This is a genomic window from Bradyrhizobium sp. SBR1B, from assembly GCF_014198205.1.
GTDB lineage: Bacteria > Pseudomonadota > Alphaproteobacteria > Rhizobiales > Xanthobacteraceae > Bradyrhizobium.
The window spans coordinates 637,566-659,615 of the sequence record NZ_JACIHC010000001.1; the positions used below are offsets into that span (position 1 = coordinate 637,566).

17 protein-coding genes are annotated in these 22,050 nt (G+C 66.0%); 10 read left to right on the plus strand and 7 right to left on the minus strand.

Annotated elements, in window-relative coordinates:
- Window positions 1–653: 653 nt before the first annotated feature.
- A complete protein-coding gene (locus GGD61_RS03250) occupies window positions 654–890 on the minus strand; it encodes a DUF1127 domain-containing protein (RefSeq protein WP_183230148.1) in 237 nt (78 codons plus the stop codon).
- 185 nt (window positions 891–1,075) lie between these two features.
- Between GGD61_RS03250 and GGD61_RS03255 the strand changes: the two genes are divergently transcribed.
- Window positions 1,076–2,419: a PLP-dependent aminotransferase family protein gene (locus GGD61_RS03255; protein WP_183230150.1), complete on the plus strand. Its 1,344-nt coding sequence runs from the start codon at window positions 1,076–1,078 to the stop codon at window positions 2,417–2,419.
- Between the two features lie 21 nt (window positions 2,420–2,440).
- Here GGD61_RS03255 and GGD61_RS03260 read toward each other — a convergent pair whose 3' ends face one another.
- The gene (locus tag GGD61_RS03260) at window positions 2,441–3,028 is read right to left on the minus strand and encodes a hypothetical protein (protein ID WP_018317327.1); all 588 of its coding nucleotides are present in this window, start codon (window positions 3,026–3,028) and stop codon (window positions 2,441–2,443) included.
- Between the two features lie 79 nt (window positions 3,029–3,107).
- On the opposite strand from GGD61_RS03260, the gene GGD61_RS03265 reads away from it, so the two are divergent.
- The gene (locus GGD61_RS03265; RefSeq protein WP_183230152.1) at window positions 3,108–3,542 is read left to right on the plus strand and encodes a hypothetical protein; all 435 of its coding nucleotides are present in this window, start codon (window positions 3,108–3,110) and stop codon (window positions 3,540–3,542) included.
- A gap of 63 nt (window positions 3,543–3,605) precedes the next feature.
- On the opposite strand, the gene GGD61_RS03270 is transcribed toward GGD61_RS03265, so the two are convergent.
- The 3 genes from GGD61_RS03270 to GGD61_RS03280 all read right to left on the minus strand — a co-directional run bounded on the left by GGD61_RS03270 (window position 3,606) and on the right by GGD61_RS03280 (window position 8,323).
- A complete protein-coding gene (locus GGD61_RS03270; RefSeq protein ID WP_183230154.1) occupies window positions 3,606–6,005 on the minus strand; it encodes an EAL domain-containing protein in 2,400 nt (799 codons plus the stop codon).
- Between the two features lie 112 nt (window positions 6,006–6,117).
- Window positions 6,118–7,527, minus strand: coding sequence for an MFS transporter (locus tag GGD61_RS03275; protein WP_183230156.1), 1,410 nt, complete (start codon window positions 7,525–7,527; stop codon window positions 6,118–6,120).
- A gap of 289 nt (window positions 7,528–7,816) precedes the next feature.
- The gene (locus GGD61_RS03280) at window positions 7,817–8,323 is read right to left on the minus strand and encodes a ferritin-like domain-containing protein (RefSeq protein WP_091958911.1); all 507 of its coding nucleotides are present in this window, start codon (window positions 8,321–8,323) and stop codon (window positions 7,817–7,819) included.
- A 427-nt stretch (window positions 8,324–8,750) separates the two neighbouring features.
- Here GGD61_RS03280 and GGD61_RS03285 point away from each other — a divergent pair, with 427 nt between their 5' ends.
- The 8 genes from GGD61_RS03285 (at window position 8,751) to garD (ending at window position 20,218) form a co-directional block, all read left to right on the plus strand.
- Complete coding sequence (locus GGD61_RS03285) at window positions 8,751–9,833, plus strand: YbhN family protein (protein ID WP_018317331.1); 1,083 nt, start codon at window positions 8,751–8,753, stop codon at window positions 9,831–9,833.
- Between the two features lie 86 nt (window positions 9,834–9,919).
- Entirely contained in the window at window positions 9,920–11,872 is a 1,953-nt protein-coding gene (locus GGD61_RS03290; RefSeq protein ID WP_018317332.1) for a hypothetical protein, read from the plus strand.
- Between the two features lie 384 nt (window positions 11,873–12,256).
- The gene (locus GGD61_RS03295; RefSeq protein WP_183230158.1) at window positions 12,257–13,609 is read left to right on the plus strand and encodes an MFS transporter; all 1,353 of its coding nucleotides are present in this window, start codon (window positions 12,257–12,259) and stop codon (window positions 13,607–13,609) included.
- A 124-nt stretch (window positions 13,610–13,733) separates the two neighbouring features.
- The gene (locus GGD61_RS03300) at window positions 13,734–14,639 is read left to right on the plus strand and encodes a LysR substrate-binding domain-containing protein (protein WP_092261178.1); all 906 of its coding nucleotides are present in this window, start codon (window positions 13,734–13,736) and stop codon (window positions 14,637–14,639) included.
- Between the two features lie 129 nt (window positions 14,640–14,768).
- Window positions 14,769–15,713, plus strand: a complete 945-nt coding sequence (kdgD, locus tag GGD61_RS03305) for a 5-dehydro-4-deoxyglucarate dehydratase (RefSeq protein WP_018317335.1) — start codon at window positions 14,769–14,771, stop codon at window positions 15,711–15,713.
- Between the two features lie 24 nt (window positions 15,714–15,737).
- Complete coding sequence (gene gudD, locus GGD61_RS03310; RefSeq protein ID WP_092261175.1) at window positions 15,738–17,081, plus strand: glucarate dehydratase; 1,344 nt, start codon at window positions 15,738–15,740, stop codon at window positions 17,079–17,081.
- A 21-nt stretch (window positions 17,082–17,102) separates the two neighbouring features.
- The gene (locus GGD61_RS03315) at window positions 17,103–18,551 is read left to right on the plus strand and encodes an aldehyde dehydrogenase family protein (RefSeq protein ID WP_092261172.1); all 1,449 of its coding nucleotides are present in this window, start codon (window positions 17,103–17,105) and stop codon (window positions 18,549–18,551) included.
- A gap of 125 nt (window positions 18,552–18,676) precedes the next feature.
- Window positions 18,677–20,218: a galactarate dehydratase gene (garD, locus tag GGD61_RS03320; RefSeq protein ID WP_183230160.1), complete on the plus strand. Its 1,542-nt coding sequence runs from the start codon at window positions 18,677–18,679 to the stop codon at window positions 20,216–20,218.
- Between the two features lie 15 nt (window positions 20,219–20,233).
- Here the strand turns inward: garD and GGD61_RS03325 are convergent, their stop codons facing one another.
- Window positions 20,234–20,974, minus strand: coding sequence for a hypothetical protein (locus GGD61_RS03325; protein WP_092261169.1), 741 nt, complete (start codon window positions 20,972–20,974; stop codon window positions 20,234–20,236).
- A 6-nt stretch (window positions 20,975–20,980) separates the two neighbouring features.
- Complete coding sequence (locus GGD61_RS03330) at window positions 20,981–21,868, minus strand: MipA/OmpV family protein (protein WP_177237354.1); 888 nt, start codon at window positions 21,866–21,868, stop codon at window positions 20,981–20,983.
- Between the last annotated feature and the right edge of the window lie 182 nt (window positions 21,869–22,050).

Here is a 22,050-nt window from a genome sequence, read left to right on the forward strand (position 1 = left end):
GGGCAGGCAACTGTGAGCGAGGGTGTTGCGCACACGACCGGTGTGATCGGCGTACGGCAAAATCGTGTGGTCCTGACGCCCGGGGTCTGTGCGTCAAGTGTTGCGGTGATGGGTGTCGTCCAACCGGACGCATCCGTCAGCCATCCGCAAGGCGACGGGGGCAATAGTGCAACGCTCCCCGGGGAGAGCACGACATAAGCCGTAAAACCACTGCGCAGGGAAGGCCGGGATGTCCTGGCTACACCTGTATGCCGCTGTGCAGCTTCTTGTTACGCAGATTTCGCACAGTGGACCGCGGGTGCCAGCCGGCGCCCGGTCTTCCCTGCGCCCTCTTTCAATTGAGGGTGAAGAGATGAAGCAAAGCTCGGGCGAGATGAGCCGCGAGGATGCGAAGCTGTGTGTGCAATGAAGATGCGAATTGAAAGAACAAGCGTTCGTCCCACACTCCGTCATTGCGAGGAGCCCTTGCAGCGAAGCAATGTCGACGTTGAGACAACTGTGCGCCAAACACCGCTCTCGTGCCCCGGACGCAGCGCAGCTTCGACGGTGCGCTGCAGAGGCGGGGCCTATGTATCAGCGACTGCGCGGCTTCCTGGGTCCCGGCTCCGCGCAGCAACGCTTGCGCGTTGCGGCGCGGCCGGGACACGAGAGGCTTACAGATACCGCGTCAGCTCGGCCTTGACCTGCCCGTAGACGGCGTCCTCGATCTGGCTGCGCGTGATCCCGATGTCGCGCAGGGCGCGGTCGTCGAGCTCGTTCAAGGTCTTGACCGCCGAGCGTCGCTCCAGGCGGTTGAACAGCGCATAGGCGCCTTGGGCGAGCGTTGCAAAAAATCCGCTCGAGGAGGATGGGCGTAAACTCTGCCCGGCAGTTTGCGAGATCGTGGTCATTTTTCTTCTCCGGCCTGAGATCCGCGCGGCGAAGCAGATGCCGTTGGCGCGGACGCATTCAGCGCCTGCACCTCATTTGCCGTCGGATTGCTCTCGCTCACCTCGGCTCAATCGCGGACCTTGATGGAACTTAAATGCTCCAGTACACTTCTCGGAGCAAGTAAAACATTGCTCTCGGTGCAATAATGTCCAAGTTCGAGTACGTGAAGCTTGCCGATGCCATTGCCGTGGATATCGCTAACGGCACGTTAAGGCCCGGCGATCGGCTGCCGCCGCAGCGCAATTTTGCCTATGACCGCGGCATCGCGGTCTCGACCGCGAGCCGGGTTTATACGGAGTTGCTCCGCCGCGGGCTCGTCGTCGGCGAGGTCGGCCGCGGCACCTTCATCTCCGGCGACATCAGGCGCGAGGTCGAGGCGTTGAGCGAGCCGCGCGATGCGCGGATCGATTTCGAGGTCAATTATCCGCTATTGCCGCAGCAATGGGCGATGATCGCCAAAAGCCTTGCGGGGCTGGAGCGCGTCGACGCACTCGAATCCGCGCTGCGCGTCTCGACCAGCACCGGCACCAAGAGCGCGCGCAATGCGGCCGCCGCCTATCTCGCGCGCAAGGATTTCGCGCCGCAGGCCGAGCAGATCGTCTTCACCGCCAACGGCAAGCAATCGCTCGCAGCCGCGCTCGCGGCGCTGGTGCCCACCGGCGGCCGCTGCGGCGTCGAGGCGCTGACCTACCCTTACGTCAAGAGCATCGCGGCGCGGCTCGGCATCACGCTGGTCCCGATTCCCATGGACGAATTCGGCGTACGTCCCGATGCGATCCAGAAAGCGCATCGCGAAGCGCACCTGTCAGCGCTGTATCTCCAGCCGATCATCCAGAACCCGCTCGGCGTCACCATGAACGCGACGCGCCGCGCCGACATCATGCGCGTCGCCGAAAAGCTCGACCTCACCATCATCGAGGACGCCGTCTACGGCTTCCTCGCCGACGACACGCCGCTCGCCGCGCTCGGCCCGGACCGTTGCATCGTGCTCGACAGCCTGTCCAAGAAGGTCGCGCCGGGCCTTGCGCTCGGCATCCTGGTGGCGCCCCCTCACTTGCGCGAAAGCGTGATGAGCGCGGTCCGCACCGGCGGCTGGATCGCCTCGGGCCACGCGCTGGCGGCCGGGCAGCGGCTGATGGCCGACGGCACCGTCGCGGAATTGACGCGGCTGAAGCGCATCGACGCGGCGCGCCGGCAGCAGACCGCGGCAAGGCTGCTGGCCGGCTACCAGCATGCCGCCGATCCGCGCTCCTATCATCTCTGGCTGATGCTGCCGTCGCACTGGCGCTCGCAGACCTTCGTCGCGGCCGCGGCCCGGCGCGGCATCGCGCTGACGCCGTCCTCCACCTTCGCGATCGCCCACGGCCATGCACCGAACGCGGTGCGCCTCGCCCTCGCGCCGCCCACCTTCGAGCAGCTCGATTCCGGCCTGCGCACGATCGTGTCGCTGCTCGGCACCAAGGAAGAGGATTTCGACTCGACTGAGTAGCGATTGGTCGTAGCTCTCGGTCTAAGGCAGCAAGGCCTTCGGCACCTGATCGAAGCTGTATCGCTGCGGCTGGTTGCGCCGCACGAAGCCGCCGACCTGCCAGGCGAACAGCGCGGCAAAGCCGAGGATGAACAGCGCGCCGGCGAACTCGCCGCTCACGAGCGCGCGGATCAACAGGCCCGCCATCGCCACCGTCAGCACCGCCAGGAACGCCAGCACCGCCGCATAGGCGGTGCGGCCGAGTCCCGCCGTCAGCACCGCGCGGCTGCCCGCCTTCGCCATACGGGCGTGCAGCGCGAGGATGAACGCGCGAAAGCCGTTGTCCTGCGGCGCCATCAGCGCCGCGGTCTGCCAGCTCGTCGACAGGATCGCGATGCGGCGGCCGCTGTTGTGAGTGACATCGGCGCGAAAGCGGTGCTGCTGCATCGACACCGGGCGGAATGACAGCCGGATCGCGCTGATCTCGTCATAAGGCCAGAGCGAGGTGCGGCCGCCGATGTGCCAGGACAGCCCCTGCTCCGTCAGCTCGAAGCGATGCGCCGAGCCGATCAGCGACGCCTTGTAAGCATAGCTCGTGACCGGCGTGGCCTCAGCTTCCGACCCCTGCATCCCGACAATCAACCTCGTCCGCGCCATCCAGCCCGCGATCCGCTTGCGCGATCGCCCTCGCCCATCCTACAAGCGAGGCATGGCTGAGACGACCTTTTTTCCGCGCCGCCTGATTCTCGGCGCCGCCGTGATATCAGGCGTGCTGCTCGCGCTCGCGGTGCACATGCTGGGGGCGCGCTATGGGCTCGACCTCGGCGGTCTCTGGCGCTCCAACACGCATGAGTTCATCCCGGCGGGCGCGGCGATCGCGTGGTGGCTGATCGCGACCGTCGGCTTCTCCGGCGGCTATTTCACGGCAACGTTGATGCAGAGCGCCGTCTCCGGCCAGATCCCGCAACGGATGCGGCAGTTCCTGATCGCGGTCGGCGTGCTGCTGCTCGCGGGTGCGGGCCAGGTGGCCTCGGCGCCGAGCCCGATCCCGACCGTCGCGGGCGTGCTGGCCGGACTCGCCGCGCTGTGCCTCGGCGCCGTCATGGCATTTTGCGGCGCGCATTTCGCATTGCGCCGAGGCTAGAGCATGATCCGGAAAAGTGCGAAGCGGTTTTCCGAATAGATCATGCTCAAACAATAGTCTCCCTCAAGCCGAGGCCAGCAGCCGCGGGCGGTTGAGCATCACCGCCACGTCGGAGGCGGGCCGCGGCTTGCTGAACAGATAGCCCTGCGCCTGGGTGCAGCCCTCGCGCCTGAGCAGCTCGAGCTGCGTGTCGTTCTCGACGCCTTCCGCGGTGGTGACGATGCCGAGGCTGCGGCCGAGCCCGGTCACGGCGCGGATGATCGCCATGGAATCCTCGCGCGTCGCCAGCTCCGACACGAAGGAGCGGTCGATCTTGATCTTGTCGAACGGAAAGCTGCGCAGATAGCTCAGCGACGAATAGCCGGTGCCGAAATCGTCCAGCGAGATGCGCACGCCCATGGCGCGCAGATCATGCAGCGTGGTCAGCGTCGCCTCGCTGTTCTGCAGCAGCACGGATTCGGTGATCTCGAGCTCGAGACGGCGCGCGTCGAGTCCCGAGGCGGCTAGGGCCGCGATCACGGATGCGATCAGGTTCGGATTCTTGAACTGCACCGGCGACAGGTTGACGGCGAGGTCGACATCATCAGGCCAGCTCGCCGCATCGACGCAGGCCGAGCGCAGCACGAATTCACCGAGCTGGACGATCAGACCGGTCTCCTCGGCCAGCGGGATGAAGTCGATGGGTGCGATCAGGCCACGCTGCGGATGGTTCCAGCGCAGCAGCGCCTCGAAGGCGACGACGCGGCCGCTGGCGACGTCGCGGATCGGCTGATAATACGCCTCGAACTCGTCGCGCTGCACCGCCGCGCGCAGGTCCATTTCCAGGAGGCGCCGCGCCTGCGCGCGCGCGTCCATGCCGGTCTCGAAGAAGCGATAGGTGCCGCGGCCGTCCGCCTTGGCGCGGTAGAGCGCGAGGTCGGCGTTCTTCAACAATTCGCTCGGATCGCTGCCGTCCTGCGGCGACAGCGAGATGCCGATCGAGACGCCGATCACGATCTGATGGTCGTCGATCTCGTAGGGCGCCGAGATGACCTCGACGAGGCGGCCGGCAAGCGATCTCGCAGCGGTTTCCTCGGACCGACCGATCTGGACCACGGCGAACTCGTCGCCGCCCAGTCGCGCCACCGTGTCGCTCTCGCCGACGGCGGCCGTCAGCCTGCGGCCGACCTCCTTCAGCAACGCATCGCCGATGGGATGACCGAGCGAGTCGTTGATGTCCTTGAAGTGATCGAGATCGAGACAAAGCACCGCGAGCTGATCGCCCGACCTGGTCCGGCGCAGTCCCTGCTCGAGCTGCTCGTGGAACAGCACGCGGTTCGGCAGGCTGGTCAGCGCGTCATGGCGCGCCATGTGCGAGATCTTGGCCTGCGCCTCGAGCCATTCGGTGATGTCCTCGAAGGTCGCGACCCAGCCGCCGCCCTGCATCGGCTGGTTGACCACCCGGATGGAGCGGTCGAACCGGCTGACGATGTCGGTCGTGGTGCGCCCCTCGCGCGCGTCGGCGACGAGGCGGGCGAAGAATTGATCCGCATCGCCCTGCCACTGGCCCTTGGCCTGCTCCTCCCTGAGCACGTCGACCAGCAGGCGGCCGGTCAGCGCGATGTCGGTGCGACGAAGCATGGCGGCATAGCGCTCGTTGAACAGCATGATCTTGCCGTCGGCATCGAACATGCACAGACCCTGCGACATGTTCTCGAGCGCCGTATCCAGCACCATTTGCTGGGCGCCCAGTTCGCCCTTGGCGCGGCGGTCGAGCAGCGCAGCCACGAGCGCGATCGCGATGATCGCGACCGCGGCGCTAGCCGTGAGGAAGGACAGCGAGGCCGGCGGGATCGACAGGCCGCCGATCGCGAGCGTCGGATCAGGCGTCAGCAGCACCGCGCCCATGGCGGTGAAATGATGCGCGACGATGGCGACGGTCAGCAGGACCGTCGCGGTCAGCGCATGGAAGAGGTCGTCGCGCCGCGCGGCCACGAACAGTGCAAGTGCCGCAAAGACGATTCCTGATAGCACCGAAACGGCGACCGTGCTTCCGATCCAATTGACCCGCGCCGGTAGCTCCAGCGCCGCCATGCCGGTGTAATGCATCGCCGCGACCCCGGTGCCGACGATGGCGCCGCCGAGGGCGATCCACACCGCCCGCGAGGACGATACGGCGATGCTCAGCCCCACGAAGGTCACGGAGATCGCAAAGATCAACGACAGGATCGTCACCGGGATGTTGTAGGCGCCGGCGCCGCCCGGCCCGTAGGCGAGCATTGCGATGAAATGCGTCGCCCAGATGCCGCAGCCGCTGACGGCGGCGTCGAGGCCGAGCCAGGCCAGGCGTCCGACACCGTTGGTCGCGCGCGCCCGGTGGAACAGGCTGATCGCCGCCGCGCTGGCGAGCAGACACACCGCGCCGCCTAGCGCGACGAGCCGCCAATCGTGCTCTTCGGTGAGACAGTAGAGAACTTGATACATCGCGGGCCCCTATGGACCCGCAGTTGAACCAACAGAGGTGGACAGGTGGTAACTGGCTACGCGCCTGTTGCGGCAATGGTGAACGGAAGATGTGCCCATTCGCTCGGATTGTTCATCCTCGCGCCGGCGCACCGAGGCCGATCGCGACGGCAGCGAGCAGCAGGACGGATGCGGACACGACCAGCGACAGATGCAGCCCCGCCATGAACGCCCCCTCCGCGGCCACCAGCGAGCCGAACAGCGCGACGCCGAGGACGCTGCCGGTTTGCCGCGTCGCGTTCAGGACGCCGGCCGCGATGCCGGAGCGCGCCTTGTCGACACTGCCCAGCAAGGTCGAGGTCAGCGGCGGAACCAGCAGCCCAAGTCCGCCGCTGATCGCGATCATCTGCGCGCAGATCATCCAATAGCTCGTATCAGCCGCGATCCACAGCAGACCGAGACAGCCGAGCGCCGACACGCTGGCACCGACCACGATGGTCGGGCACGGGCCGATGCGCTCGGCGAGGTGCGGCGCCAGCAGATTGACCGGCAGCACCGCCGCCATCATCGGCACGAAGGCGAGCCCGGTCCACCACGCCGACAGCCCATTGATCCGCTGGAAGTACAGGCTGAGCACGAAGATGAGGCCGTAGATCGCGATATTGACGAGCAGGCCGACGAGCGAGGTCAGCGCGAACAGCCTCTGGCCGAACAGCGACAGCGGCAGCATCGGCTGCGCCGCGCGGCTCTCGCGCCAGATGAAGAGCGCGGCGAGACCTGCGGCACCGACGAAGGCTGCGATCACGGCCGGATGATCCCACCCGAGCGCACCGCCTTCGATGATGGCGCCCGCCAGCGCCCCCAATGCGCCGATCGCGGCAAGCTGGCCGGGCAGATCGATCTCGCGCGAGCGGGCCCGCGTGGTTTCGCTGGCGTAGCGCCAGCTCAGCCACAGGCCGGCGAGCCCGATCGGCAGATTGACCAGGAAAATCGCGCGCCAGCCGACCAGCGTGATCAGCGCGCCGCCGACGAAGGGGCCCGCGGTGAGCGCGAGGCTCGCGCCAGCAGCCCAGACCGCGACGGCACGGCCGCGCGCTCGCTCGTCCGGATAGGCATGATTGAGCAGCGCGAGGGAATTCGGCACCAGAATCGCCGCCGCCAGCCCCTGCACCAACCGCGCTGCGATCAGCACGGTCGCATTGGGAGACAGCGCGCAGGCGAACGAAGCCGCGGTGAAGATGGCGAACCCCGCCATGAAGACGCGCTTGGCGCCGATGCGGTCGCCGAGCGCGCCTGCCGTCAGGATGAAGGCGGCAAACGCGATGGTGTAGGCGCTGACCACCCATTGCAGTTCGGCGACACCGCCGCCGAGCGTCCGGCCCATCGCATCGAGCGCGGTGTTGACGATGGTGACGTCGAGCTGCACCACGCCGTAGCCAAGGCTCATCGCGGCCAGCGTGAGCGAGGTCGCAAGAGGCGAACCGGCGCGCGACGCGCCGGTCCTATCCTGAAAGATTTCATGTTTGATGGTGGTGGCTCGCATGCTGCACCTCGATTGCAGCCCCATGCGAAATATACGCTCTCATTGCGCAGTCATGTTTCGATAATGGACGAAGGATGGATGCTGCGGGCACTCGCCTTACAAGCGGTGTCGTGCCCGGCGCATGCGGGGATTCCAGTACGCCGCGGCTTCTCCGTATCCCATTATTGTCTCTGGAATACTGGATCGCCCGCCCCTGTGCGCAATCGCGCACTAGGCGGGCGATGACAGAGCATATGTGGCGAGAGCGCCGCACGGATAGCCGCGCGGCGCGCCCGTCGCTTTACCTTCATCAGCTCGCCGCGCGCAGATTGACCTTGCTCTCGGCGAGCGTGGTCAGCTTTTTGTCGGTCGCCTTCTCCTCCTCAAGCGTCTTGGCGAGCACGGTCGCGCAGTCATTGCGGCCGAGCTGCTTGGCCCAGGCGATCAAGCTGCCGTAGCGTACGATCTCGTAATGTTCGGCGGCCTGCGCCGCGTTGATCAGGGCGGCATCGAGCACCGCCTTGTCGGCGACCTCGCCGGCGGTCTCGTCGGCCTCCTCGATGATGCCGTCGATCGCCGGACAATCGACCGCCTTCACGGGGACGCCGTGCATCTTGAACACTTCTTCGAGCCGCGCGACGTGCTGCTTGGTTTCTTCAAGGTGCGTCAAAAAGCCCTGCTTCAGCTGCGGATCGGTGGCCTTACTGGCCATCTTCGGCAGCGCCTTGGTCAGCTGCTGCTCGGCGTAATAGATGTCCTGGAGCTGGTGCACGAACAGGTCGTTCATGGTCTTGATGTCTTTTGTGAACAGTCCCATCGTTCCGTCCTCTTCGGTTTTGTGGAACACGAAGGCAGCGGCTTGCACGAAAAGCCGCTTATTCCGCCATGTTCGGTTGCTGATGGGGCCCAACGGACACGCGGCATCGACGTTCCAAAAAGACCCGGATGGCTTGCGCTGGAACAATGCGGACGGCAGCGGCATCTGAAATGGTGTCGGCATACGAAACGCGCGGGCCGAGTCGGTTTCACGACTCATATGCTTAACGCGCCGCCGATGTGAACCGCGTATGACAAAAGTGACCGGTCCGACGCAGAACCAATTGTTGTCAAGGGCTGCACAAGCCGGTGTTTTTGCCTTAAATGAGCTGGATCATGCCCCGCGATCGATGCCTGCTTTTGGCCGTGATCGTACCCGACTGGCCAATGTCTGGCCTGGTCGGTCTTGCCCCCCGCCGGGAGGATGAATGCACGGACTGCTGCCCGCGCTGCAACGCGGCTTCAAGAGATGGATCGGCTGGCGACGGCTCGGAGTAGCCGCGAGCGTCTTCATCATCGCCTTCGCGATCACCTCGCTGGTGCGAACCCTCAAGGGCATCGATACCGGGGTCATCCTGACCGCGTTAACCGAGATTCCCCGCGGGAGCATCGGGCTGGCGGCGATCTGCGTGTTCTTTGCGTTCTGTACGCTGACCTTCTACGATTTTTTTGCACTGCGAACGATCGGCAAGAAGCACGTGCCGTACCGCATTGCGGCGCTCTCCAGCTTCACGTCCTATTCGATCGGCCACAACATCGGCGCCACGGTCTTCACCGGCGGCGCGATCCGCTTCCGGATCTATTCGGACTACGGGCTGAACGCGATCGACGTCGCCAAGATCTGCTTCCTGTCGGGCCTGACCTTCTGGCTCGGTAACATCTTCGTGCTCTCGATCGGCATGGCGATCCATCCGGATGCTGCGTCCTCGATGGATCAGCTCCCCTCCTCGATCAATCGGCTGATCGCGCTCGGCGGCCTCGCCTCGATCGGTGCCTATCTGGTCTGGCTCTGCATGGGCGAGAAGCGGCGCGAGCTCGGCCAGAAGGGCTGGAAGGTGGTGCTGCCGTCGGCGCCGCTGACGCTGGTCCAGATCCTGATCGGGGTGGTCGATCTCGGCTTCTGCGCCACGGCGATGTACCTGCTGATGCCGGCCAATCCGCCGATCGACTTCATGTCGCTGGCGGTGGTGTTCATCCTGGCGACGCTGCTCGGCTTCGCCAGCCATGCCCCCGGCTCGATCGGCGTGTTCGATGCCGCCATGCTGCTGGCGCTGCCCGAATTCGGCCGCGAGCAACTTCTGGCGACGCTGCTGGTGTTCCGCCTTCTCTATTTCGTGATCCCGTTCGGCCTCGCCATCTCGATCATGGGCACGCGCGAACTCTGGATGAACGTGGTCGAGCCCTGGCAGGAGCGGCGGCGGCTGGCGGAGGCCTGCGCGCAGGCCAATCTGCCCAAGCAGGTGACGCCGATGGAGCGCGAGCGGATACTGCGCCAGGCCAACAAGCGGTAGGCCACGATCTGGACCCGGCGGGGTTGCGGGCGGCGGAGCAATGCTCTCTTATTTCCGCCTCAACTTTGCCGTTGAAGACGCGGGCCATGATCCCTGTATTCCTTCGTACCCTTTCCGCAGGCGCCCTGTTGCTTGCCGGGATTCTGACGGCCATGCCGCCCGAGCGCGCTAGCGCTCAGGACACCGGCGCCCTGCAGATCAATTGGGAGGTGCGTAACCGCTTCCGGCTGTTCCGCGAGGAGCGCGACTTCCTGCTCCATGTCGAGAACGCCCGCAACCGCAGCATCCTGGCCGCCGAGCAATCGCTGGAGCTCCAGAGCGAGGGCCGCGGCTGGGCCCGCAACATGGTCAACCGGCTCTGCATCGACCTCCAGGGCCGGGTCAACCAGCCCTGCACCCGCGACAACACCAAGGAAAACTACCTCACCCCGATCGATCACCCCGTCACCGTCCGCCTCGTTGGCGCGGTGCCGGTCGGCGCCACCTGCGCCTGGTCGTTCGACGACGGCGACGGGCCGCAACAATCGACCTTCGACTGCGCCGAGCCGATCAATTTGCGCGTCCGCTACGGCAAGCAGACGGTCGCGACCGTCGACGTCTCGTCCGGCTCCGATCCGACCCAGCGCGTCCAGACCGAGATCCAGGTCCGCGACATCTTCGTCGCCGGCCTCGGGGACAGCATCGCCTCCGGCGAAGGCAATCCGGACCGGCCGCTGGCGCTGTCGGACGAAGGGTTTTGCTTCCGCTCCTATCTGGGCACCGCCGGCGCGCAGTACTACCGGCCGAGCCGCCACGGCTTCAAAGGCGGCCGCGCCTGCGAGGCGCCGGACACGCTGGCCAACTGGCAGCGTTACAGCGCGCTCTGGTTCAACTCGCCCTGCCACCGCTCGCTCTACAGCTACCAGACGCGCACCGCCCTCGCACTCGCCGTGCGCTACACCCACATCGCAGTGACCTACCTGCCGCTCGCCTGCACCGGTGCCAGCATCGGCGATGGGCTGCTCGGCTCGCAGCGCGCCCGCGAATGCCCGCCCGGCAAGACCGGTGTCTGCAACACCAGCGTGAACGCGCAAGTCGCCGAGTTGCGCGAGGCGCTCACCGCGGCGAAGAAGCGCCAGCCCGACCGCACGCTCGACCTCGTGCTGCTCTCTGTCGGCGCCAACGACGTCTATTTCTCCGGTCTCGTTGCCGACGTGATCGTCGAGACCGCGACCGAGCGCGCGCTGTTCCGCCGCTCCGGCGTGATGGCGAGCGTCGACGATTCCCGCGATGCGCTGGCGCGCGAACTGCCGCAGAACTTCGTCAAGCTGCGCGAGGCGCTCAAGCCGCTGGTCGGCGGCGACCTCTCGCATGTCGTCTATGTTTCCTACGCCAACCCCGCGCTCGCCGACGGCGGCGTGCCCTGCCGCGGCGGCCGGGCCGGCTTCGACATCCATCCGGCCTTCAACGCCGATCCGCAGCGCCTTGCCCGCGTCTCGACCTTCGTCGACACCGAGTTCTTGCCGCAGCTGAAGGGGCTCGCCACCTGCACCCGCGGCGCGCTGTGCCGCGATCCCGAAGCCGACCGCATGACCTTCGTCGATGCGCATCAGGCGGCGTTCGCCGATCACGGCTTCTGCGCCCATTCCGGCAACGACCCCGAATTCGACCGCAGCTGCTTTGCCGAGAACGGCCAGAGCTTCAATCCAGACATCGTGAGCGCGGCGAGCCAGCCGATGCTGTGCGGCCGCGGCGCCTCGGAATACCGCGCCTATTTACCCCGCGCGCGCTGGATCCGCGATGCCAATGACAGCTATTTTGCCGCGATGACCTATCCGCAGGGATTGCCGGCGGCGAGCCAGCCGACCGACATTCACGACGCCACCTGGGGCGTGCTCTCCGCCGTTTATGGCGGCGCGGTGCATCCGAGCGCGGAAGGGCATGCGGCGATGGCGGATGCGGCGCTGCCGGCCGCGAGCGCCGTGCTCGGGCTCGATGCCGTGCCGCCGGGCGTCACGCGCGGATTTCTGCCGCAGCTGTTGCCGAGCGCAAAGCAGTAGCGCGCGCGAAGACTCCTTTTGCGAGTCGTAGCCCGGATGAGCGCAGCGACATCCGGAGCCATCTCCCCGCATATCGCTTCGCTCATGCGGGCTACGCGCAACGTCCTCGCACCTCGGCAGCCCGGCTTGACCGGGCGATCCAGTACGCCGCGACGGCAGTCTTGAATCGAGGCTGCGGCGTACTGGATTCCCCGCCTTCGCGCGGAACGACAGCGGAGTGCTTGGTGCTCGCACATTCACTCCGCGCCAGCATCGTTCCCCGCTACTTGCCGTTTCATCAATCCAAAAACGGTATCGATCGATACCCCCTTGAGCTTGGACACTTTGCCGCGCGCGCCTCTAGGAGTCGGATCGAGGAAACATTTCGACTTGAGGAGGCGCCTGATGAGCGCAGTGGTGTCCGCAGCGGACGTGAGAAGGTCTCGCGTCAGGCTGTTCATCGTGACCATGTTGTTCCTGGTCACCACCGTCAATTATGCCGACCGCGCCACGCTGTCGATCGCAGGCCCCGCGCTGTCCAAGGAGCTGCATCTCGATCCCGTCGCCATGGGCTGGATCTTCTCGGCGTTCGGCTGGTCCTATGTCGCGGCGCAGGTCCCGGGCGGCTGGCTGCTCGACCGCTATGGCTCGCGCCTTGTCTATGCCTTCAGCATCATCGTCTGGTCGCTGTTCACGCTGATGCAGGGCTGGGTTGGCTTCCTCAGCGCCGGCACGGCTGTTGTCGTGCTGTTCGCGCTCCGCCTCCTTGTCGGCGTCGCGGAAGCGCCCTCCTTCCCCGCCAACGCCCGCATCGTCGCGGCATGGTTTCCGGGCAACGAGCGCGGCACCGCGTCGGCCTTCTTCAACTCGGGACAGTATTTCGCCACCGTGATCTTCGCGCCGCTGATGGGCTGGATCGCGCATGCCCATGGCTGGCGCTTCGTGTTCTTCGTGATGGGCGCGCTCGGCATCGTCATGGGCTTCGTCTGGCTCAAGACCATTTACGGCCCGAAGGAGCATCCTTCGATCAACGATGCCGAGTTCGACTACATCAAGGAAGGTGGCGCGCTGGTCGATCTCGACGCGCCCAAGAACGATCAGCTGCGCGAGCGTGCGCAAGAGGCCGGCTCCGGCTGGGACCACATCCGCCAGCTACTCTCCAACCGTATGATGCTCGGCGTCTATCTCGGCCAGTATTGCATCAACACGCTGACCTATTTCTTCCTGACCTGGTTCCCGGTCTACCTGGTCAAGGAGCGCGGCCTGTCGATCCTGCAAGCCGGCTTCGTCGCGACGCTGCCGGCGCTGTGCGGCTTCATCGGCGGCGTGCTCGGCGGCATCATTTCCGATGCGATCCTGCGCCGGACCGGCTCGCTGACCATGGCACGCAAGATCCCGATCGTCGGCGGCATGCTGCTGTCGATGTCGATCATCGCCTGCAACTATGTCGACGGACAGGCGATGGTGGTCGGCTTCATGGCGCTCGCCTTCTTCGGCAAGGGCATCGGTGCGCTCGGCTGGGCGGTCGTCTCCGACACCTCGCCAAAGGAAGCCGGCGGCGTCTCCGGTGGCCTGTTCAACACCTTCGGCAATCTCTCCTCGATCACCACGCCGATCGTGATCGGCTACATCCTGGCCGCGACCGGCTCGTTCAACGGCGCGCTGGTGTTCGTGGGCCTCAACGCGCTGGTGGCGGCGTTCGCCTATCTCGTCATCGTCGGCAAGATCGAGCGGGTGACGCTCAAACGTTCCTCCTGAGGGCTCCCGATGGGAGCTTGACCAGGCAACTCAACGGCGGCCCAAAAAGCCGCCGTCTTTGTTTTGGGGATGATCGATGCTAGAAGTACCGGGGAAACGCCTTATCCATCTAAGGCATGTATCGATGTTCGACCTCAACCAGCTCCGCTGTTTCGTCACGGTGGCGGAGGAACTGCATTTCGGCCGCGCCGCGACGCGGCTGAACATGACCCAGCCGCCGCTGTCCCGGCAGATCCAGGTGCTCGAGCACATCATCGATGCGCCGCTGCTCGAGCGCACCAGCCGCTCGGTGCGCCTGACGCCGGCCGGGCGTAGCTTCCTGCCGGAGGCGCGGCGCATCCTCAAGCTCGCCGAAAGCGCCTCGCAAGTCGCCCGCCGCATCGCGCTCGGCAAGACCGGCTCGCTGAAGATCGGCTTCACCGCGGCCGCGGCCTATGGCTTCCTGCCCGAACTGGTCGCGGCCTGCCGCGCCAAACTGCCCGAGGTGGATTTCTCGCTGAAGGAGATGGTGTCGGGCGACCAGTTCGAGGCGCTGACGTCGGGCCAGATCGACGCCGGCCTGCTCAGGCCGCCGATCGCGCGGCCCGAGCTCACCAGCCGCCGCGTCGTCGCCGAGCCGCTGCTCGCCGCGATCCCGAAGAAGCATCCGCTGGCGAATGCCGACAGCATCACCATCAAGGATTTCGACGACCAGCCCTTCGTGATGTATTCGCCCTATGAGAGCCGCTACTTCCACGATCTCCTGGTGGCGCTTTTCACCCGTGCCGACGTGCTGCCGCGCTACGTCCAGCATCTCAGCCAGATCCACTCGATCCTCGCCATGGTGCGCGCCGGCCTCGGCCTTGCCATCGTGCCGGCGGCGGCGGCGAGCCTGAAGATTTCCGACGTGCGCCTGCGCCCGCTGAAGCTGCGCACGCGCGTCCCCGTGGAGCTGTTCATGGTCTGGCGCCGCGACGACGAGAATCCGCTGCTGTCGGCGCTGGTCAAAATCGCCGGCGAACTGGCCTCTGCGGAGCCATCCGAAGATTGATGCTGATTTCGCATCGGTCGATATAGGCTTTGGCTTGGACCCGCATCGAACGGTCTCCTAAACCACGGCGCATGGACGCGCAGCCTTCTGCTTGCGTCCTCCACAACACGCAATGAGGGAGCCGCGCCCATGAGCAAGATGACCCCGCAGGAAATGGCCCAGAAGATCGGATCTGGCCTCCTGTCTTTCCCCGTCACGCCCTTCAAGGCTGACTACTCCTTCGACGAGGCGACCTATCGCGCCAACATGGACTGGCTGTGCGGCTATGATGTCGCAGGCCTGTTCGCCGCCGGCGGCACCGGCGAATTCTTCTCGCTGACGCCGACCGAGGTCCCTGAAGTCGTCAAGGTCGCCGTCGACGAGACCAAGGGCCGCGTGCCCGTGCTCGCCGGCACCGGCTATGGCACCGCGATCGCCCGCGAGATCGCAATCGGCGCGGAGAAGGCCGGCGCGGACGGCCTGCTGCTGCTGCCGCCCTACCTCACCCACTCCGAGCAGGAGGGCCTTGCCGCCCATGTCGAGGCGGTCTGCGCCGCCGTGAAGATCGGCGTCATCGTCTACAACCGCGACAACGCGATCCTGCAGCCCGACACGCTGGCGCGCCTCGCTGAGCGCTGCCCGAACCTCGTCGGCTACAAGGACGGCATCGGCGACATCGAGCTGATGACCCGCGTCTACACCAAGCTCGGCGATCGTCTCACCTATGTCGGCGGCCTGCCGACCGCCGAGACCTTCGCGCTGCCCTATCTCGACATGGGCGTGACGACCTATTCCTCGGCCGTGTTCAATTTCGTGCCGGAATTCGCCACCAACTTCTACGCCGCGGTACGCAAGCGCGACCATGCCACGATCCAGGCCGGGCTGAAGGACTTCATCCTGCCGCTGATCGCGATCCGCAACCGCAAGAAGGGCTATGCCGTCTCGATCATCAAGGCCGGCATGAAGGTGATCGGCCGCGATTCCGGCCCGGTCCGCCCGCCGCTCACCGACCTCACCGAGCAGGAGATCGCGGAAGTGACCGCGCTGGTGAAGAATCTGCCCGCCATCCGATCGACACAACAAGCGGCAGAATAGGACGACAACAGCGAGGAGCGAGCGATGGCCCTGACCGATATCTCTGGCGCACCTGTCGTCACGGCGATGCAGGTGATCCCGGTCGCGGGCCGCGACAGCATGCTCCTCAATCTGAGCGGCGCGCATGCGCCGTTCTTCACCCGCAACATCGTCATCCTCACCGACAATGCCGGCCATACCGGCGTCGGCGAGGTGCCGGGCGGGCAGAAGATCTGGCAGACGCTCCAGGACGCCCGCGATCTCGTGATCGGCAAGACCGTCGGCGCGCTCAACAACATCCTCGCCGACATCCGCACCGCCTTCGCCGACCGCGACGCCGGCGGCCGTGGCAAGCAGACTTTCGATCTTCGCGTCATGATCCACGCCGTCACCGCGATCGAATCCGCACTGCTTGATCTGCTTGGCCAGCATCTCAACTTGCCGGTCGCCGCGCTGCTCGGCGAAGGCCAGCAACGCAAGGGCGTCGAGACGCTCGGCTATCTCTTCTTCGTCGGCGATCGCCGCAAGTCCAGGCTCGACTACGTCAGCGGCGAGACCGGCAAGCCCGAATGGTTCGACCTTCGCCATCAGGAAGCGATGACGCCGGAGACCGTGGTGCGGCTCGCGGAAGCCACCCACGACCATTACGGCTTCGCCGACTTCAAGCTGAAAGGTGGCGTGCTGCGCGGCGAGCAGGAGATCGAGGCCGTCACCGCGATCGCAAAGCGTTTTCCGAACGCGCGCGTGACGCTCGATCCCAACGGCGCCTGGTCGCTCGACGAGGCGATCAGGCTCTGCAAGGACATGCACGGCATCCTCGCCTATGCCGAGGACCCCTGCGGCGCCGAGGCCGGCTTCTCCGGCCGCGAGATCCTGGCCGAGTTCCGCCGCGCCACCGGCTTGCCGACCGCGACCAACATGATCGCCACCGACTGGCGGCAGCTCTCCCATGCGCTGCGCCTGGGCGCGGTGGACATTCCGCTGGCCGATCCCCATTTCTGGACCATGCAGGGCTCGGTGCGGGTGGCCCAGACCTGCCGTGACAACGGCCTGACCTGGGGCTCGCATTCCAACAACCATTTTGACATTTCGCTGGCCATGTTCACCCATGTCGGCGCCGCCGCCCCCGGCACGGTCACTGCGATCGACACCCATTGGATCTGGCAGGACGGCCAGGCGCTCACCAGGGAGCCGCTCCGGATCAAGGGCGGCAAGATTGCAGTCCCGGACCGGCCGGGCCTGGGTATCGAAATCGACAGGGCCGCTATCGACGCGGCGCATGACCTCTACAAGCAGCATGGACTCGGTGCCCGCGATGACGCTATTGCCATGCAGGACCTGATCCCCGGCTGGACCTTTGACGACAAGCGTCCGTGCCTCGTGCGTTAAAATACTTCCTCGGAGGAAAAGATGACTGCGATCCTGAAGAACTTCATCGGCGGCGAATGGGTCGATGGCTCTGGCGTCACCAAGAACATCAACCCCTCCAACACCAACGACGTTGTCGGCGAATACGCCAAGGCCGACAAGGCGCAGACCGAGAAGGCGATCGCCGCCGCCAAGGCCGCCTTCCCCGCCTGGGCGCAGTCAACGCCGCAGGCGCGCTTCGACGCGCTGAACAAGATTTCCCTCGAGATCCTCGCCCGCAAGGAAGAGCTCGGCCGCCTGCTCGCGCGCGAGGAAGGCAAGACGCTGCCTGAGGGCATCGGCGAGGTCGCGCGTGCCGGCCAGATCTTTGCGTTCTTCGCCGGCGAGGCTCTGCGCCTGATCGGCGAAAAGGGCGCCTCCGTGCGTCCCGGCCTCGACGTCGAGCTCACCCGTGAGCCGGTCGGCGTCGTCGGCATGATCACGCCCTGGAATTTCCCGATCGCGATCCCGGCCTGGAAGATCGCGCCTGCGCTTTGCTACGGCAACACGGTGGTGTTCAAGCCGGCCGAGCTGGTGCCGGGCTCGGGTCATGCGCTGGCCGAAATCATCACCCGCTCCGGCATTCCCGCCGGCGTGTTCAACCTCGTGGTTGGCTCCGGCTCCGTGGTCGGCCAGACCCTGCTCGACCACCCCGATGTGGCCGCGATCTCCTTCACCGGCTCGGTGCAAACCGGACGCAAGATCGCGCAGGCCTGCGTGCTCTCGAACCCGATGAAGAAGTTCCAGCTCGAGATGGGCGGCAAGAATCCGCTGGTCGTGCTCGATGACGCCGACCTCAAGACCGCCGTCGAGGTCGCCGTCAACGGCGCCTATTTCTCCACCGGCCAGCGCTGCACCGCCTCCTCCCGCCTGATCGTCACCGAGGGCATCCACGACCGCTTCGTCGCGGCGGTGGCCGAGCGCCTGAACGGACTGTCGGTCGACGACGCGCTCAAGGCCGGCGTGCATATCGGCCCTGTCGTGGACCAGAGCCAGCTCGACCAGGACCTGCGCTACATCAAGATCGGCCAGGACGAGGGTGCCAAGCTGTCGTTCGGCGGCGAGCTGCTCAAGCGCGAGACGCCCGGCCACTACCTGCAGCCGGCGCTGTTCACCGAGGCCAACAACAACATGCGCATCGCGCGTGAGGAGATCTTTGGCCCGGTCGCCGCCGTCATCCGCGCCAAGAACTACGAGGAGGCGCTGGCGATCTCCAACGACACCGAGTTCGGCCTTGCTTCGGGCATCTGCACCACCAGCCTGAAATACGCCTCGCACTACAAGCGCAACAGCGAGTCCGGCATGGTGATGGTCAATCTGCCGACCGCCGGCGTCGACTATCACGTGCCGTTCGGCGGCCGGAAGGGCTCGAGCTACGGCGCCCGCGAGCAGGGCTCCTACGCGCGCGAGTTCTACACCACGGTGAAGACGGCTTATACGTTCCCGGGTTGACCGCGGGGAAGATATCGTAGGGTGGGCAAAGCGAAGCGTGCCCACCGCTTACGTTCGGTGTGAAGCATGGTGGGCACGGCGCGTTGCGCCTTTGCCCACCCTACGGCTTCGGAAGGCAGGCGCAGATGGACCAGGACGTCGCAGCGAAAGAGCAGCCCCGCTACATCAAGCTCAACGAGCGCGACAATGTCGCGATCGTGGTCAATGATTTCGGGCTTCCCGCCGGCTCCCGCTTTGCCAGCGGCCTGACGCTGCGCGCCTTCGTGCCGCAGGGGCACAAGACGGCGCTGGTCGACATCGCGCAAGATCAGCCGATCGTCCGGTATGGCGAGGTGATCGGCTACGCGCTCTCGCCGATCCTGGCCGGCGAATGGGTCGACGAGGCGCGCATTCGCATGCCGGATGCCCCCGACCTCGACAAGCTCGAAATCTCGACCGCCGTCCCCGCGCCGCTGCCGCCGCTCGAAGGCTTTACGTTCGAAGGTTATCGCAATCCGGACGGATCGGTCGGCACCAAGAACATCCTCGGCATCTCCTCCTCCGTGCAATGCGTCAAGGGCACGATGGAATACGCGGTGAAGCGCATCCGCGCCGAGCTGCTGCCGAAATACCCCAACGTCGACGACGTCGTGCCGCTAACGCATGCCTATGGCTGCGGCGTCGCGATCACCGCACCCGACGCGGTGGTGCCGATCCGCACGCTGCAGAACATCGCGCTGAACCCGAATTTCGGCGGCGAGATCCTGGTCGTCGGCCTTGGCTGCGAGAAGCTCGCACCGGAGCGGCTGGTGCCGGAAGGCGTCAGCGATGCCATCGTGCGCATGCAGGACGAAGCCTTCGACGGCTTCGGCGCAATCGTCGATGCGATCATGACCCAGGCGGAAGCCCGCCTGAAAATCCTCAACAAGCGCACCCGCGAGACCTGCCCGGCCTCCGACCTCGTCATCGGCCTGCAATGCGGCGGCAGCGATGCCTTCTCCGGCGTCACCGCGAACCCCGCCGTCGGCTTCGCCGCGGACCTCCTGGTGCGCGCCGGCGCCACCGTGATGTTCTCGGAAGTGACCGAGGTGCGCGATGCCATCCAGCTGCTCACCCGCCGTGCCATCAACGCGGACGTCGGCCGCGCGCTGGTGCGGGAGATGGCCTGGTACGATTCCTATCTCGCGCGCGGCGGCGCCGATCGCAGCGCCAACACCACGCCCGGCAACAAGAAGGGCGGCCTCGCCAACATCGTCGAGAAGTCACTCGGCTCGATCGTCAAGTCCGGATCAAGCGCCATCACCGGCGTGCTCTCGCCCGGCGAGAAGGCGACGCAGAAGGGCATGCTGTTCGCGGCAACGCCGGCCTCCGACTTCATCTGCGGCACGCTCCAGCTCGCCTCCGGCATGACGCTGCAGGTGTTCACCACCGGCCGCGGCACGCCCTACGGCCTTGCGGCCGCACCCGTGATCAAGGTCGCGACCCGCAGCGAGCTTGCCCGCCGCTGGAAAGACCTGATCGACTTCGACGCAGGCCGCATCGCCACCGGCGAGAAGACCATCGAGGAGACCGGCTGGGACCTGTTCCGGCTCATCCTCGACGTCGCCTCCGGCCGCACCAAGCCATGGTCGGACCGCTGGGGCATCCACAATGATCTGACGCTGTTCAACCCCGCGCCGGTGACCTGAGGCCGCCAGCCGGCTTCACTGACCACCGATCAGGTGCATGTCATCGAGCGTGACAGGCAGGCTGCGCGTGATGAGATCCGCAATCGCCGCGCGCAGCCGTTCGCTCGAAGCCGGACCGTCAAATGTCCCGTCGATCGGCCCGCTGGGGCCTGCGATCCTCAGGGTCCCGGTGTTGTCGAGCGGCGCGGCCGCCCGCTTTTCGATCACATCGAACGTCTTGCCGTCGATGACGCGGACCTCATACAGCACGTGGATCAGGCCGTAGTCCGCAAGCAGCGTCCGGTATTCGGCGAGCCCGACACCCTCGACGTTGCGGCCGTTGCCGAGTTTCGATCTCGCGCGGGTAATGACGATGTACGCATCGAGTCCCTGGGGCGTGACATCGGTGCGAACCAGCTCCTTGAACGGATCGCTCCGCAGCAGATTGACGGGCGTGACCGCCGAATCCCGGATCGCGGCGAACGCGGCGCGGGTGTAGTTGACGGCCTGAACGCGATAGCGTGCGCCCAGCAGCCTGGTCGCCTGCTGGACGATCAGCTCGTCCAGTCCCCATGCACTGATCGAGGCGCTTTGCCCGGTGGAGCCGAGCTTGGTAAGGCCTGCCTGTGAAAGGCTCATCTCCTCGCCGATGGCGGAGACGATGCCGACCGTCTTGATCGCCTGAATCCGGCTCGCGCGGGTCTCGAACGCAGCGGCGGCGCCGAGGGCGACGCAAGCGGCTGCAAGGCCGAGCCATAGAAATGCAATGCGGCGCATGGCGGCTCATCGAATCCTGAAATCGAACGAGTAGGACGCTCCGATGCCGACGGTGGTTTGGTTCGACGATCCCCGCAGCTTCACCAGCGGACTGTCCGCGGCGTCGCCGAGCAGCTTCTCGTATTCGACATAGGCATGGACCTCCCACTGCGGATTGATGCGATAAGAGACCTGGCTGCCGAACCCGACCGAGTGCGCACCGCCTTTGGCATTGTACGTCGGCAATCCCGACACCAGTGCCTGCGCGGCATCGACGCCGAAATACGGCGCGGTCGCGTTGGTGCTCTTCCAGGCGAAGCGCGGGCCGGCCGAGATCGTCAGCCTTTGAATCAGCGGCACGATGACGTCCGCGGAGATGTCGGCGACGGTGCCGGTATGGCCACCCATGCCCTGGCGCAATTCGCTGCGCAGGCGGAGCCAGTCGACCGGATAATATTCGACGAAGCCGCCGAGCTCATAGGCGGCCTTGACGTCGCCAAGGCCCGTCAGCTCGGCATATTTGTCGGCCTTGCGCGAGGTGACGTATTTGAACGCAGGCCCTGCGCGAAAATTGCCGACGTCGAGCAGCGCGATGCTCGCGCTGTCGCGCGGGCCCCGAAACTGGTCGTTCGATCCGGCGCGGCGGATGGAGAAGATCGGGATCGGCATGAGCTTGCCGTTCTTCGATCCGACGAAATCCGGTGTGTACTCACCACCGATGCCGACCATGATCGTCCAATTGCCGGAGGGCGAAGGCAGCATCGGCAGCTCGAACGGCGGCGCCGGCAGCGTGAACGCGGTCTGCGCCGATGCGGATTGAGGGATCGCCATGATCGCGCCGAGTGCGGCGAGCAAGGTGGTCGTGAGCCGCACATTCACCGTGAGGCGAAGAGCGGCGTCGTCAAAATGCTTCATTACAGGGCCCCGGACCGGCCTTCCTGGCCTGGTCGACTCGTGTGGTTGGAGCTCCAGCATGTGGTCCGGCAAAATTGCCCCAAGATTGCAAGGCGACAACCACCGTCCCAAGATGCTCCCGGCGCGCATGAAGCGTGCGCCATCGAACCAACATTGCCCGAACATTGCCGGGAGGCATTCAC

What these genes read in the sequence shown, in the direction of transcription:
- kdgD (WP_018317335.1), top strand. Translation starts at nt 14,769, where the DNA reads ATGAGCAAGATGACCCCGCAGGAAATGGCCCAGAAGATCGGATCTGGC.
- GGD61_RS03300 (WP_092261178.1), top strand. Translation starts at nt 13,734, where the DNA reads ATGTTCGACCTCAACCAGCTCCGCTGTTTCGTCACGGTGGCGGAGGAA.
- GGD61_RS03330 (WP_177237354.1), bottom strand. Translation starts at nt 21,868, where the DNA reads ATGAAGCATTTTGACGACGCCGCTCTTCGCCTCACGGTGAATGTGCGG.
- gudD (WP_092261175.1), top strand. Translation starts at nt 15,738, where the DNA reads ATGGCCCTGACCGATATCTCTGGCGCACCTGTCGTCACGGCGATGCAG.
- GGD61_RS03325 (WP_092261169.1), bottom strand. Translation starts at nt 20,974, where the DNA reads ATGCGCCGCATTGCATTTCTATGGCTCGGCCTTGCAGCCGCTTGCGTC.
- GGD61_RS03295 (WP_183230158.1), top strand. Translation starts at nt 12,257, where the DNA reads ATGAGCGCAGTGGTGTCCGCAGCGGACGTGAGAAGGTCTCGCGTCAGG.
- GGD61_RS03270 (WP_183230154.1), bottom strand. Translation starts at nt 6,005, where the DNA reads ATGTATCAAGTTCTCTACTGTCTCACCGAAGAGCACGATTGGCGGCTC.
- GGD61_RS03265 (WP_183230152.1), top strand. Translation starts at nt 3,108, where the DNA reads ATGGCTGAGACGACCTTTTTTCCGCGCCGCCTGATTCTCGGCGCCGCC.
- GGD61_RS03250 (WP_183230148.1), bottom strand. Translation starts at nt 890, where the DNA reads ATGACCACGATCTCGCAAACTGCCGGGCAGAGTTTACGCCCATCCTCC.
- GGD61_RS03275 (WP_183230156.1), bottom strand. Translation starts at nt 7,527, where the DNA reads ATGCGAGCCACCACCATCAAACATGAAATCTTTCAGGATAGGACCGGC.
- garD (WP_183230160.1), top strand. Translation starts at nt 18,677, where the DNA reads ATGGACCAGGACGTCGCAGCGAAAGAGCAGCCCCGCTACATCAAGCTC.
- GGD61_RS03255 (WP_183230150.1), top strand. Translation starts at nt 1,076, where the DNA reads ATGTCCAAGTTCGAGTACGTGAAGCTTGCCGATGCCATTGCCGTGGAT.
- GGD61_RS03285 (WP_018317331.1), top strand. Translation starts at nt 8,751, where the DNA reads ATGCACGGACTGCTGCCCGCGCTGCAACGCGGCTTCAAGAGATGGATC.
- GGD61_RS03315 (WP_092261172.1), top strand. Translation starts at nt 17,103, where the DNA reads ATGACTGCGATCCTGAAGAACTTCATCGGCGGCGAATGGGTCGATGGC.
- GGD61_RS03290 (WP_018317332.1), top strand. Translation starts at nt 9,920, where the DNA reads ATGATCCCTGTATTCCTTCGTACCCTTTCCGCAGGCGCCCTGTTGCTT.
- GGD61_RS03280 (WP_091958911.1), bottom strand. Translation starts at nt 8,323, where the DNA reads ATGGGACTGTTCACAAAAGACATCAAGACCATGAACGACCTGTTCGTG.
- GGD61_RS03260 (WP_018317327.1), bottom strand. Translation starts at nt 3,028, where the DNA reads ATGCAGGGGTCGGAAGCTGAGGCCACGCCGGTCACGAGCTATGCTTAC.